Raw genomic sequence first — 12,298 nt, forward strand, 5'->3', positions numbered from 1 at the left:
GCATCCACCACCGGGGCGGCCGTCGGTCTCCGGCTGCCGCCCCGTCCCTTCAACGCAAGGAAACTGCTGTGACCACTTCTTCCATCGTCACGGAGGCGGGTATCGATTCGCCTCAACTGCCACCGAAGATCGCCCCCACCAGTCGGCGGAAGGCGCGCACGGCCCGAGGACTCGTCCTCCCCGGACTGCTGATCTCCATCGTTCTGACGCAGATCCCCTTCCTCGTCACCATCGTCGTCTCGTTCATGAACTGGAACCAGCTGCGTCCGGATCAGACGGGTTTCGCGGGGTTGAACAACTACCTCACCGTCTTCTCCAACGCGGACTTCCTGGAGTCCCTCTGGGCGACGGTGTTCATCACCGGATCGTCCGTGATCCTCGCCCTCGCGCTCGGGCTGGGCTTCGCCCTCCTGATGGACCGTCACTTCCTCGGACAGGGACTCGCGCGCACCCTCTTGATCACCCCCTTCCTGGTGATGCCCGCCGCGGCATCCCTCATTTGGAAGTACCTGATGCTCGACGTGAACGTCGGCATGGTCAACGTCGCCCTCAACGCCATCGGGTTGCCGTCCGTCGCCTGGAACACCGACCTCCCGCCGGTGACGATCATCATCCTCATGACCTGGCAGTTCACGCCGTTCATGATGCTGATCCTGCTGGCGGGCCTGCAGAGTCAGGACAAGGGAGTGCTCGAGGCGGCGTCCGTCGACGGTGCCGGACCCCTCCGCATCTTCCGATACATGACGCTGCCGCACCTGCGTCAATACATCGAGATCGCGGTGCTTCTCGGCGGAATCATGCTGCTGCAGCTCTTCGACCCCATCGCCATCATGACGAAGGGAACCGGCGGCACCAAGACGCTGCCGTATCTGCTCTACGAACGCGCGTTCATCGGTCTCGACATCGGTCAGGCCGCGGCGTTCGGCGTCATCACCGTCATCATCACGCTGGCCGTCGCCAGCATCGCCCTGCGGAGCCTGTTCAAGGTCTTCGTCGAAGGAAAGGTTCGCGACTGATGCGCGCCGTACGTTCTGGACTCCTGACCACGCTGACGTGGGTTCTCGTCCTGCTGTTCTTCTTCCCCATCGGCTGGATGGTCATCACCAGCTTCAAGACGGAAGCGGGGGCCGCAGCCATTCCGCCCACCCTCCTCTCCGAGTTCACGCTCGACAACTACGCCGCCGTGTTCGACCGCGGAATGGGGGCGTACCTGACGAACTCGTTCATCTCGAGCATCTCGTCGACGCTCATCGTGCTCCTGCTCGCCATCCCCTGCGCCTACGGGCTCAGCATCCGCCCGATCAAGAAGGTGACCGACGTCCTCTTCTTCTTCATCTCGACCCGGTTCCTGCCCGTGGCGGCGTCCATCATTCCGCTGTACTTCATCCTTCTCGCACTGGGACTGCTGGATAACATCACCGCACTGAGCTGGCTCTACGTCGCGATCAACCTGCCCATCGCCATCTGGATGATGCGATCGTTCTTCACCGAAGTACCGGTCGAGATCATCGAAGCCGCCCAGATCGACGGCGCGAAGCTCAGCGTCGAGCTGTTCCGCGTTGTGCTGCCCATCGTGATGCCGGGCATCGCCGCCGTCGCCCTGATCTGCTTCATCTTCTCGTGGAACGAGTACTTCCTCGCGAGCATCCTGACGACGGACACTGCTCGTACCGTGCCGCCCTTCCTCGCGAGCTTCGTCGACGGTCGCGGGCAGTTCCTGGCCGTGCTGTCCGCCGCATCCACTGTCGCCGTCCTTCCGGTCGTCGCGGCCGGCTGGCTGGCGCAGAAGCAGCTCGTGCGTGGTCTCGCCATGGGCGCCGTCAAGTGAGCGGGTCCTCGGCGATGACCGATGGCGCCGGTGCTCGTCTGAACGCTCGGACGCTCGTGCACCTTTCGGCTCAGGTCGGAACCCCCACGTACGACCGTTCGCAGCTGACCGCGGGCATCGTACACATCGGGGTCGGCGGCTTTCACCGCGCACACATGGCGATGACCATCGACCGCATGCTCTCGCAGGGAGTCGGACAGGACTGGGCCATCTGCGGCGTCGGTCTCCTCCCGGGCGACCGGAGGATGAAGGACATTCTCGAGGAACAGGACCATCTGTACACCCTCGTCGTCCGTCACCCGGACGGCACGGAGGACGTGCAGGTCATCGGAAGCGTCGTCGACTACCTGCTCGCCCCCGACGATCCGAATGCGGTCGTCGAACGCATGGCGGCGCCGACGACGAAGATCGTGTCGCTCACCGTGACAGAGGGTGGGTACAACGTCGACCGTGTCACGGGTCGCTTCGACACGTCGCAGCAGGCCGTCGCGCGAGATGTCGCTGAGACCACCTTGGAGACCTACTTCGGTCTCGTCGTCGAGGCCCTTCGTCGGCGACGCGACCGAGGGATCGCCCCGTTCACCGTTCTTTCCTGCGACAACATCGAGGACAACGGCGACGTCGCCGCGGCGGCCTTCCATGCTTATGCGAGCGCGAAGGACCCGGAGTTCGCGGAGTGGCTGAGGGCTCACGTGAGCTTCCCGAACTCCATGGTCGATCGCATCACCCCGGTTACGACCCGCGAAGACGTGGAGGCGATCTCGGGGAGCATCGGCGTGACCGACGCCTGGCCCGTGGTGTGCGAGCCCTTCTTCCAGTGGGTGATCGAGGACGACTTCGGTCTCGGTCGGCCGCCGTGGGAGGGGCAGGGCGTTCAGATGGTGCCGGACGTGCGCCCGTACGAGCTGATGAAGCTGCGGCTGCTCAATGCCGGACATCAAGCCCTGTGCTATTTCGGCTACCTCATGGACTACCGACTCGTCCACGACGCCACGAACGATCCGCTCATCGCCGCATTGCTCGCGCGGTACATGGACGAGGAGGCCACCCCGACCCTCGCCCCGGTGCCCGGGGTGGACCTGGATGCGTACAAGCGCACTCTCATCGAGCGCTTCTCCAACGCCGCCGTGGCGGACACCATCGCACGATTGTGTGCCGAATCGTCCGACCGTATCCCCAAGTGGCTGGTGCCGGTCGTCCGCGAACAGCTGCGAACGGGCGGGTCGATCAGCTACGCGGCCGCGATCATCGCCTCATGGGCCCGATACGCCGAGGGCACCGACGAGCACGGCGCACCCATCGACGTGGTGGATCCCCTGCGCGACGAGCTCGTTCCGCTCGCGCGTCGACAGCGCGCGGACCCTTCGGCCTTCATCGCCAACCAGCGGTTGTTCGGCGGGCTCGCGGACGACCCTCGTTTCCTCGATGCCTATCTCGAGGTCCTCCGCAGCCTGCACGAGCACGGGGCGCGTGAAACTCTGCGCGTCCTCACCAACTGACCGTCCGAACCGAATCAGGAATGCACACCATGTCTGAGACACTCGCTCCCACCGCGGCCGGAGACGGCGCCACGTCCACCTTCCGCCGGGCCGTCGCCGTTCCATTCGAAGGCCTGTATCTCGAGGATGCGGACGTCCTCGTTCCTCGGCCCGATGAAGTGCTCGTCCGTTCGAGCATCGTCGGGATCTGCGGTTCGGACACGCACGCGTTGTCGGGTACCCACCCGTTCCTCACCAGCGCCTACGTACCCGGGCACGAAGCCGTCGGCCTCGTGGCGGGCGTGGGCGCCGAGGTCGAGGGACTCACCGTCGGTCAGCGAGTGATCCTCAAACCCAATGTGAGCTGCGGAACGTGCGTCAATTGCCTCGCGGGCCGATCCAACGCCTGCGAGAAGTTGACGTGGATCGGTTGTGACCCTTCGCGCCAGTGGTCGGGGGCGATGGCGACCGAGTTCGTCGCGCCCGGAAGAAACCTCTTCCCGGTGCCCGACGGGGTGGACGATCACACCGCTGTCCTCGTGGAGTGCCTCGCCACCCCGGTTCATGCCGCGCGCATCGCCGGAGACCTCGACGGCGCCCATGTGGTCGTGCTGGGCGCCGGCACCATCGGAGTCCTCTGCGTCGTCGCGGCACTGCACGCCGGAGCCACTTCCGTGGTCGTCACCGATATGGACGAGGGCAAGCTCGAGCGCGCGCGGCGCATCGGAGCGCACGGGGCCGTGCTCGCCTCTGCTCCCGACGCCGATGCGCAGGTGATCCGCGCACTCGGCAACCCGACCGCCGACGTGGTGCTCGACTGCGTCGCGAACGAACGCTCCTTCGCTCAGTCGGTAGCGCTGCTCCGCCGCGCAGGAAGCCTCGTCGTCGTGGGGGTGCCGGCGCGCGACGCATCGCTTCCGATGCCGCTCATCCAGGACTGGGAGATCCGTGTGCAGGGATGCGCCGCCTACACCGAGGCGGACGTGCGCACCGCCATCGACATCGCCGCCGCGGGTGGGCTCCCCGCGGACGAGATCATCTCCCAGGTCTTCGAGCTGGAGAAGGTCGCCGACGCGTTCGCCGCAGCCACGAACGACAGCTCCGGCAAGGTGCTCATCGTCCCGTGAGCGTCGTCGTCATCGGTGAGGCGCTCGTCGACATCGTCGAGCAGCCCGGGAAAGCATCCTCGACGACCCCCGGCGGTTCTCCGCTGAACGTCGCCGTGGGCCTCGGACGTCTGGGGCATGCTGTCGAGCTCTACGCCGGCATCGCGGACGACGCGAACGGTGCCGCCGTCCTTCGGCACATAGGAGCGTCGGGAGTGCGTCTTCGCAACGAGAGACCACCCGCCCGCACGGCGTCCGCGGTGGCGACCATTCAGCAGGACGGGTCCGCGCACTATGAATTCGACCTCGCGTGGGATCTTCCCTCGGTGGAGGTCTCACCGGCCACACGGTTCGTTCACACCGGCTCGCTCGGTGCCGCCCTTCCGCCGGGTGACGCCGCGGCGCTGCGTGCACTGCGTGCCGCTCGGAGGCACGCGATCACCACATTCGATCCGAACGTGAGACCCGCTCTCATGCGCTCGCACGCGCAGCAACTGCCGCTGACCGAGCAGTTCTTCGCAGCTTCGGACGTCGTCAAGCTCAGCGATGAGGATGCCGAGTGGTTGTACCCGAGGTGGACGCTGGACGAGGTCGCGGAGAGGCTTCTGGAGCTCGGCGTGGCGATCGTCGCCATCACCCGCGGAGCGGACGGGGCAGTGCTCGTCACGGGGAAGCACCGGATCTCGCTCTCGACGCACGTGTCCGAAGTCGTCGACACCATCGGCGCCGGCGACACATTCATGGCGGGGATGATTCACGCCCTCAGCGAGATCGTCGACACCGCTCGCCTGGACCGCGCGGATCCGCTCGATGCGCAGTCGCTGTCGAGAGTCGGCTCCTTTGCACAGTCGTGCGCCGCGATCACCGTTTCCCGCCGTGGGGCGGATCTGCCCTGGGCGCGGGAGGTCTTCACCGGACCGTGAGTACACCGCTGTCCTTGTGCCTCTCCGCGGTGGGAGGACACAAGGACAGCGGTGCACCGCGCACGGAGCGGTCAGGCGGCGCCGTAGTGCTGCTGCCGCGAGCTCGTTCCCTGCGATGCGTACGCATCGAGCACGGCGTCACTGATGCGACCGCGATCGGACACCTCGAGGTTGTTGGCCCGTGCCCATTCCCTGATCGCACGCCGCTTCATCGTGCGTTGCGACCTCGTCAGATGACGAGCGTTCTCGAAGCCCTCGGTCCTGGCGGCAGCGATGAACGGTGCCAGAGCCTCACGGAGCTTCTCGGTGTTGCCTCGCGTCAAATCGATGGAGTATTGAACTCCCTCGAGAGCAAATGACACCGGGGTGGAATCCAAGTCCAACTCGGATCCGTCCAAGTCGTCGAGTCGACGAAAAATCTGCTCGAGTGCCACAGCACTCCCCTCCCATTGTGCCCCCACACATGACTAATCATAGCGGCCGATCTCTCGATTTCCAGGGGTCGTTGATCGAGTCGAGATCATGTATATGAATCGACCTAGGGCGCGCCGCCGAGCCGGCGGGGGCACGGCGACGAGCCCGGGATGCAGGAAACTCGCGACTTTCTGCGCCTGAACCCTCGCGTGCTCGCGCGACAGACAGAATTCGGGGCGCCGCGCAACCCACCCCCGAAAGTTGCTTCCTGGGAGGAACCTGGACATAACGAGAACCCCGCCCTTGAGCGGGCATCGGTTCACACTCGCGAAAGGAACACCAATGGGATTCTTCGGATTTCTTCTCCTCGGACTCATCGCCGGCGCCATCGCCAAGCTGATCCTCCCCGGCAAGCAGGGCGGCGGATGGCTCATCACGCTTCTCCTCGGCGTCGTCGGCGCTCTGCTCGGTGGCTTCCTGGGCAGCGTCCTCTTCAACGCTCCCCTGGAGAACTTCTTCTCCATCCAGACCTGGCTCCTGGCCATCGGCGGCTCGATCATCGTCCTGCTGATCTACGGCCTCATCGTCGGACGTCGCGCCGCGCGCTGACGACCTGAGAAAGGCCCGGGGCGGTGGGACCGCGCCCCGGGCCTTTCGTCGTTCCCGACTGCTCGTCAACCCGGCCCCGTCTCGGCATCCCTCCGGAATACCGTGGGCTCATGCCCCGTGACACCCCCTCTGCGCAGACGATCGTCCGCCGCATCGTTCAGACGGCGTCGGCCGATGTCGAATCCACCGAAGCCGCAGCCCTCGCCGATGTGCCCGACGGATTGCACCAGCACCGCACCGTCGTACGGAGGCTGCGAAGCGTCGTCACGGCGTTTCGACGGATCCTGCCGGCAGGGGAGACCCGTGAGGTGAACGAGGCTCTGAAGACGTGGGGTCAGTTGCTCGGCCATGCGCGCGACGCGGAGGTGCGCGCGGAACGCGCCGAAAACGCCCTGATGGAAGCAGGAGTGGACGATGCCGACGCGCGTCGTCGGCTCGTGGGCGACGAACGTGCGGCATACCGACACCTCCAGGCGCGAGTCGTCGCGGTGCACGAGACAGAAGAGTCCCGCGCCCGCACTCAGCTCGTTCGCGAAGCAGGACTGCGCCTCGAACTCGACGACGCCGACGCCAAGGCGAGGAAGGTCTTCCGTCGTCTCCTCCGCGGGGAGGCCGACCGTGTCGCATGAGCGGCACGACGCAGCGACGGCTCGATCGAGCGCCTTCACGACGTGCGCAAGGCCGCGCGTCGGCTGCGCTACCTCGCTGAAGCCGTCGACCGCGCCGATCCTGAGCTGCTCGGCGGCGATGCTCGACGCGTGGGACGCTCCGCGAAGCGCGTGCACAAACTGTTGGGGCAGCACCGCGACGACCTACTGCTGGCCGAACGGGCGAACGACCTCCACCGCCGTGCCTTCACCGCGCAGGAGGACACTCGTCCCTATGACGCGGTCGCCGCGCTCGCGGCCGAGCGAGCCGAGGCCCACCTGAAGGACGTGCCGAAAGCCCTCAAGACGGTGAAGAAGGCGGCGAGGCGCCTGGGCTGACCCCCGCGGACGCCGATGCTCCGTCGCCCCCGCGTCTCGTTCCTCGTCGTCCTGATCGTCGGCGGGGCGGTCGCGTCGATCGTGGTGTGGCCCCAGGTCATCGGCATCCACCGGCTGCCGTTCGTCGCGGACGTCCTCTCGCTACGCGGGGTACTCGCGAGTGCTCTCGGTGTGCTGGCACTGCTCGTCGGCGGGGTGGCCGTGCTGCGGAAGACGTGGGGTGTCAGCGCCGCCCTCGCGCTCGCGCTCGCCGTCGCCTCCGTGGGGAATGCCGGCGTACTGATCGTCCGCGGGTGGGGCGCGCCCGCGGTCGAGGGTGACCTCACCGTCGTAGCGTGGAACGCGTACGGGGGCGGGGCCTCACCCGAAAGCGTTGCGCGTCTCGTGCGCGACACCGGCGCCGATGTCGTCAGTCTGCCCGAGACCGATGCTTTCGCCGCGGCCGAGATCGTCGGCATCCTGGCCCGAGACGGAGTGTCGATGCGACACCACACCGTCGCCGCGGCCCCGGGCGGAGAGACGATCCCGACGTCGATCCTCATCTCGGCCGCGCTGGGGGCCTACACGCGAGATGCGTCGATCGCGTCGACACCCGGCCTGCCCAGCGGTGTCTGGCGGCCCGTCGACGGCCGGGGGCCCATACTCGTGGCCGCCCACCCCATGCCGCCCCTGCCCCGGGTGATGGACGAATGGGACGCGGGCCTGCGGTGGATCGCCGAGCAGTGCCTGGACGCCGACGTGATCGTCGCGGGCGACCTCAACGCCACCGTCGACCACTTCGCCGGCCTCGGAACCCGAGGCGGGATGATCGGTGGATGCCGCGACGCCGCGGCCGAGCTCGGCGCGGGCGCCGAGGGAACGTGGCCCGTCCGGCTTCCCGTCGCATTCGCGGCCCCCATCGACCACGTGCTGGTCGGCGCGGGCTGGCGCGCGGAGTCGTTCTCCGTGCGCACCGACTTCGACGGGGCCGGCAGCGATCACCGGCCGATCGTCGCGACGCTCACGCGGCGCTGAGCGCCGGCGTCATTCCAGGGTCGGGGGCAGGACGTAGACGACATCGGCACCGTCGCGTCGGTGCTCGACGAAGCCGATGCGTGCGAGGACGTCGTGGGACGGATCGTCGCTCGCGGCGACGCACGCGTACAGCGGCCGGTCGGCTTCTCGCGCGGTCAGCAGGCGCAGTGCCTCGGTGGACGCGTCGCCCTCGGTGTCGGGTGCGACGGCGAGAAGGATCTCCCGGTCGCCGTCGACGTCCAGCGCCGCGGCGATGCCGACCACCGAGGCATCCTGGACGATGGCGAGAGCGACGACATCGGTGCGATCCGTCCACGCGTCGAACGAGGGGCGATCGTCGAACGCGGCACGCGGCCACGCGGATCCGCTGGCGTGAACAGCCGAGAACACGGCATCCCGGTCGTCGTCGTGAAGATCGCGTAGCTCGATGTGCGGCATGCCGTCACGCTACTGGCGTCGGACGTCGCCACCGCCGCACTTGTGCGGTCAGGAGAAACCGTGCAAAGCGAGGAACGTCCAGGTGGCGCCGTTCGCATCGCGCGCGGTCACCTGCGTACGCAGGTGACGGAAGAGCGTCTCGCGCGTCTCGTCGGAGATGCTCTCCCAGCCGTCGAGATTGCGTCGGAGGACGAGGTCGGTCTGCTCCAACGCCCGCGAGAAGACGATGTTGCGTGATCCGGATGCCATGTGGGCGTAGAACGTCAGCACGGCGGTGACGTACGACCGCGACGTCTCGGCGTCGCGCATGCGATCGACGAGGTCGACGGCGACATCGATCTCGTCGTCGGTGCACCGCGCCAAAGCCACGCGGATGGCACCTGCGATGGTGTGGGCGGCGTATTCGCGCATGTCGACACGGGCTCGGTCGGTGACTTCGGACACCCGCGTGTACCGGTTGGCCGCGATCTCGACGAGGCCGATACGCTCCAGCTTCTGCAGGGCCTCGCGCACCGGTGTGCGGGAGATGCCCATCAGTTGCGCCAGCTCGACGTCGCGCAATCGGTCTCCCGGCCGCAGACGACCGTCGACGATCGCCCCGCCGAGGGCACGATACGCCTCGTCGACGAGGGCCGAAGCGCGGCGGCGATCATCCATCAGGCGGAGTTTACGGCTTCCAGATATCACAGAACATCGACATAAGTTGCTGTTTCTTCGATTTCGTGTCGCGCGCACGCCTCGACGCCGGTATTGTCATCACGTCACGCTTGCGTGGCATATCCGGGGGGATCCGTCGACGCCCGGGCTTTGAGCCCTGCTCAGCCCGGGCGTCGTATGGGCTCCGGGTGGGTGAGGCCCCGTTTCGTCTCTCGCAACGTTTGTGTCACAGTGCCGTGCGCACGGGGAATCCGCCCGTTACCGTGGGGGCACAGTCCGGCGCGCTCGGTGTCGGCTCGAGCGGGAAACGGCATCAGGATGAGCACGCAGGGCACGGTCAAGTGGTTCAACTCGGAGAAGGGCTTCGGCTTCATCGCCCCGGATGACGGCGGGCAGGATGTGTTCGCCCACTACAGCGCCATCCAGTCGGGCGGCTATCGCTCGCTCGAGGAGAACCAGCGCGTCGAGTTCGAGGTCGCCCAGGGCCCGAAGGGCCTGCAGGCGGAGGACATCCGCCCGCTCTGACCTCCTCGCACTCCGAAGCGGATGCGCCCCGGCCGACAACTGCGTCGTCCGGGGCGTTTCAGTTGTCGGACCGGACGAGATCCACCCCGGCGGCCGCGAACTGCCGGATCGTCGCGTGCGGGAGGAACGCCCGTGTGAGAGCGGCACCGATGCGCGTGAGATCCGCCTCATCGCGGTAGAGCAGGTACATGGTCTCGTAGCGCGGGTGGAACTTCTGCTTGAAGCGGTGCAGCGAGGCGAAGCCGTACACGGGTTCGAGTGCGTCGGCCATGCGCTTCTGCAGGTCGGCGATGACACCGGCATCCGCGGGGTACTCGTGCGCCAGCGGCGCCCCCGACAGCGACATCACGTCAGCACCCTCGGCGGAGAACTGCCGGGCCGATGCGCCGATGAGAAACTCCATCACAGGGCCGAAGCCACCGTCGCGGCGCCGCATGAGGTCGAGGGTCCATCCGCGGATCGCACCATCGCCGTAGATGGGCAGCCACGACAGGAACCCGTCGACGTCTCCAGCGGGCGACACCGCGAGGGCGATCCGCACCTCGGGGTCGGATGCCTCGTGCAACGTGCCGAGCGTGAAGCCCATCTCGGGCAGGCCCTTGTCGCCCACCCAGCTCTCGGAGATCGCACGCAGCTGTTGGCGGACACCCCAGCTCTCGTCGCTCAGTCGGGAGAGGCGGAACGTCATGCCCTCGCGCTCAGCCCGATTCAGTGAGGTGCGCACGGCCCCCCACGCCTTGCCGGTGAACTGCAGGCCCGGGAGGTCGACCACCGTGTCGTCGGCCACGACGATGCTGCGCCATCCGCTCGGCACGGCGGCGAGGGTCGCTGCACCGGCGCTGAAGAAGCACGGGGCCAGCCCCGCCGCTTCGGCGCGATGGATGAAGGCGCGCACCGTGTCGGCTCGCGCGTCCGCGGGACCGAGCGGGTCGCCGAGAGCCAACGCCACGCCGGAGCGCCGTTGATACGCCACGATGCCGCGATCGAAACGGGCGTACGACATGCCGTCCCACGTCGTCATCCACGACAGGGTCCCGCCACCGGTGGCGCTCAACTCCTTCTTGACCTCGTCGGGCGTCGGTGTCGGGGTATCACCGAGGGCAGCGCGCGGACGGGCACGGAACGCCGCTCGCACCAGCACGAAGTAGACCGACGCCACGATCCACAACGCCGACGAGGCCAGGACGCTGGTGACATCGGCATCCACGTCGGCCTCGATGCCCTCGACTCCGGAGAGCGACAGGATGCCGACGACGAGCACCACGAGAACGAGGTTCAGGGCGCAGTAGACCATGACGACGAGCCACGCCCACCGGCGGCCGCGTCGCAGGGCGGTGGCCACGAGGAGGACGATCGCCGTGTTCACCGCGACGTCGATCCACGACCCCGAGACCGCCGCGGAGGTGCCGAACGGGCCGGTCATGGGCGCGACGTAGCCGAGGATCTCGATGGCGCCGAGCGCGCACAGCACGACGAAGGCGACCAGACGCTGTTCGCGCACGCTCACGCGCTGCGGGCGCAGCGATCGGTCGACGGCCAGGACCAGCAGCACCGCGAGGACGTGCTCGAGGTCGGGCAGCGAGCCGTAATAGAAGAACGACACGAGCAGCACGGCGAGGAAGACCGTCCACGCGCGCAGACGCCACGGGGAGGGGAGCAGCGCGAGCGCGACGGCAAGGCACGCGAACAGGCCGCCCGACGGACCGACGTCGAGGGCGGTCGCCTGCTGCTGTGCCCACGACCACGGCAGGAGCGCAGCGCCCCAGAGGAACGCGGAGGCCGCGAGGACGGAGAACAGCTGGCCTCCGGCGAAGGTGACCGCCGCGACGCGGGAGCCCCGGCGCGCCTCGAGGAACCCCATCGCCGCGAGGACCGGGATGCCGGCCGCATAGACCCAGGGGGAATCGACGAAGAAGGTGCCGGTGATCGGCGTCCACCACCGACCGGCCGAGAGGGCGGGAAGCCCGTAGGCGACCGAGGAGAACAGGTCGGAGTCGGCGAAGGGCCGCCACAGGCCGCCGGAGAACAGTCCCACCAGCAGCAGGATGCCGGCGAGCGTCAGCGTGACCGGGACGCGCCTCGCCACCGCGAGCGAGCGAGCGACGAGGGTCTTCTGCGCCATGCCGCCCACCATAGAGCACGCGTGCGTCGTGACGTGAGGCGGCGAAGGGGGCTTGGCCTCAGACGGGTGTGAGCGCGGGGTGGACGAGGTGGGCGGGGCGGCGAGCAGGTGGGTGGGGTCAGCGCAGGGCGGACCAGGCGGCGCGCGCGGCGGTGAGCGCCTGCGTGGCGTCGGTGGCGGCGCGGGCCTCGGCGAGGT

The 12,298-nt window shown here is 67.9% G+C and carries 12 protein-coding genes and 1 pseudogene; 9 read left to right on the forward strand and 4 right to left on the reverse strand.

The features are described 5' to 3' along the window. Nucleotides 1-68: 68 nt before the first annotated feature. Genes RWP81_RS01190 through RWP81_RS01210 form a run of 5 tightly spaced genes read left to right on the forward strand, consistent with a single transcriptional unit; the run spans nucleotide 69 to nucleotide 5,335 of the window. Nucleotides 69-1,016 carry a sugar ABC transporter permease gene (locus RWP81_RS01190; protein WP_314451459.1) on the forward strand — a complete coding sequence of 316 codons (948 nt, stop codon included), beginning with the start codon at nucleotides 69-71 and terminating at the stop codon, nucleotides 1,014-1,016. Further along, nucleotides 1,016-1,828: a carbohydrate ABC transporter permease gene (locus tag RWP81_RS01195; RefSeq protein WP_314451461.1), complete on the forward strand. Its 813-nt coding sequence runs from the start codon at nucleotides 1,016-1,018 to the stop codon at nucleotides 1,826-1,828. The genes RWP81_RS01190 and RWP81_RS01195 overlap by 1 nt, the downstream gene beginning before the upstream one ends. 14 nt (nucleotides 1,829-1,842) lie before the next feature. Continuing rightward, nucleotides 1,843-3,327 (forward strand): mannitol dehydrogenase family protein, encoded by a 1,485-nt coding sequence (locus RWP81_RS01200; RefSeq protein ID WP_314451463.1) that lies wholly within the window; start codon nucleotides 1,843-1,845, stop codon nucleotides 3,325-3,327. 29 nt (nucleotides 3,328-3,356) lie between these two features. Further along, a complete protein-coding gene (locus RWP81_RS01205; protein WP_314451465.1) occupies nucleotides 3,357-4,433 on the forward strand; it encodes an alcohol dehydrogenase catalytic domain-containing protein in 1,077 nt (358 codons plus the stop codon). Further along, nucleotides 4,430-5,335, forward strand: coding sequence for a carbohydrate kinase (locus tag RWP81_RS01210; RefSeq protein WP_314451467.1), 906 nt, complete (start codon nucleotides 4,430-4,432; stop codon nucleotides 5,333-5,335). The genes RWP81_RS01205 and RWP81_RS01210 overlap by 4 nt, the downstream gene beginning before the upstream one ends. 71 nt (nucleotides 5,336-5,406) lie before the next feature. Here the strand turns inward: RWP81_RS01210 and RWP81_RS01215 are convergent, their stop codons facing one another. Continuing rightward, on the reverse strand, nucleotides 5,407-5,796 hold the full coding sequence (locus RWP81_RS01215) for an Lsr2 family protein (protein ID WP_314451469.1): 390 nt from the start codon (nucleotides 5,794-5,796) through the stop codon (nucleotides 5,407-5,409). Between the two features lie 295 nt (nucleotides 5,797-6,091). On the opposite strand from RWP81_RS01215, the gene RWP81_RS01220 reads away from it, so the two are divergent. The 3 genes and pseudogenes from RWP81_RS01220 (at nucleotide 6,092) to RWP81_RS01230 (ending at nucleotide 8,358) form a co-directional block, all read left to right on the forward strand. Continuing rightward, a complete protein-coding gene (locus RWP81_RS01220; protein WP_183418935.1) occupies nucleotides 6,092-6,358 on the forward strand; it encodes a GlsB/YeaQ/YmgE family stress response membrane protein in 267 nt (88 codons plus the stop codon). 110 nt (nucleotides 6,359-6,468) lie between these two features. Then, nucleotides 6,469-7,344: pseudogene (locus RWP81_RS01225) on the forward strand (CHAD domain-containing protein). A 15-nt stretch (nucleotides 7,345-7,359) separates the two neighbouring features. Next, the gene (locus tag RWP81_RS01230; protein ID WP_314451473.1) at nucleotides 7,360-8,358 is read left to right on the forward strand and encodes an endonuclease/exonuclease/phosphatase family protein; all 999 of its coding nucleotides are present in this window, start codon (nucleotides 7,360-7,362) and stop codon (nucleotides 8,356-8,358) included. A 9-nt stretch (nucleotides 8,359-8,367) separates the two neighbouring features. Here RWP81_RS01230 and RWP81_RS01235 read toward each other — a convergent pair whose 3' ends face one another. Together RWP81_RS01235 and RWP81_RS01240 are read right to left on the reverse strand one after the other, a co-directional pair. Continuing rightward, entirely contained in the window at nucleotides 8,368-8,796 is a 429-nt protein-coding gene (locus tag RWP81_RS01235) for a GNAT family N-acetyltransferase (RefSeq protein WP_314451475.1), read from the reverse strand. Nucleotides 8,797-8,844: 48 nt separating this feature from the next. Then, entirely contained in the window at nucleotides 8,845-9,453 is a 609-nt protein-coding gene (locus tag RWP81_RS01240) for a GntR family transcriptional regulator (RefSeq protein WP_314451477.1), read from the reverse strand. Nucleotides 9,454-9,771: 318 nt separating this feature from the next. Between RWP81_RS01240 and RWP81_RS01245 the strand changes: the two genes are divergently transcribed. Beyond that, entirely contained in the window at nucleotides 9,772-9,978 is a 207-nt protein-coding gene (locus RWP81_RS01245; RefSeq protein WP_055952808.1) for a cold-shock protein, read from the forward strand. A gap of 58 nt (nucleotides 9,979-10,036) precedes the next feature. On the opposite strand, the gene RWP81_RS01250 is transcribed toward RWP81_RS01245, so the two are convergent. Further along, entirely contained in the window at nucleotides 10,037-12,100 is a 2,064-nt protein-coding gene (locus RWP81_RS01250) for a DUF2156 domain-containing protein (RefSeq protein WP_314451480.1), read from the reverse strand. Nucleotides 12,101-12,298 lie beyond the last annotated feature (198 nt).

This window comes from uncultured Microbacterium sp., assembly GCF_963521695.1.
Taxonomy (GTDB): Bacteria; Actinomycetota; Actinomycetes; order Actinomycetales; family Microbacteriaceae; genus Microbacterium.

Excerpts from the sequence above, each read along its gene's own strand:
- RWP81_RS01195 (WP_314451461.1), top strand. The coding sequence starts at position 1,016 with ATGCGCGCCGTACGTTCTGGACTCCTGACCACGCTGACGTGGGTTCTC.
- RWP81_RS01205 (WP_314451465.1), top strand. The coding sequence starts at position 3,357 with ATGTCTGAGACACTCGCTCCCACCGCGGCCGGAGACGGCGCCACGTCC.
- RWP81_RS01250 (WP_314451480.1), bottom strand. The coding sequence starts at position 12,100 with ATGGCGCAGAAGACCCTCGTCGCTCGCTCGCTCGCGGTGGCGAGGCGC.
- RWP81_RS01240 (WP_314451477.1), bottom strand. The coding sequence starts at position 9,453 with ATGGATGATCGCCGCCGCGCTTCGGCCCTCGTCGACGAGGCGTATCGT.
- RWP81_RS01220 (WP_183418935.1), top strand. The coding sequence starts at position 6,092 with ATGGGATTCTTCGGATTTCTTCTCCTCGGACTCATCGCCGGCGCCATC.
- RWP81_RS01245 (WP_055952808.1), top strand. The coding sequence starts at position 9,772 with ATGAGCACGCAGGGCACGGTCAAGTGGTTCAACTCGGAGAAGGGCTTC.
- RWP81_RS01230 (WP_314451473.1), top strand. The coding sequence starts at position 7,360 with ATGCTCCGTCGCCCCCGCGTCTCGTTCCTCGTCGTCCTGATCGTCGGC.
- RWP81_RS01235 (WP_314451475.1), bottom strand. The coding sequence starts at position 8,796 with ATGCCGCACATCGAGCTACGCGATCTTCACGACGACGACCGGGATGCC.
- RWP81_RS01200 (WP_314451463.1), top strand. The coding sequence starts at position 1,843 with ATGACCGATGGCGCCGGTGCTCGTCTGAACGCTCGGACGCTCGTGCAC.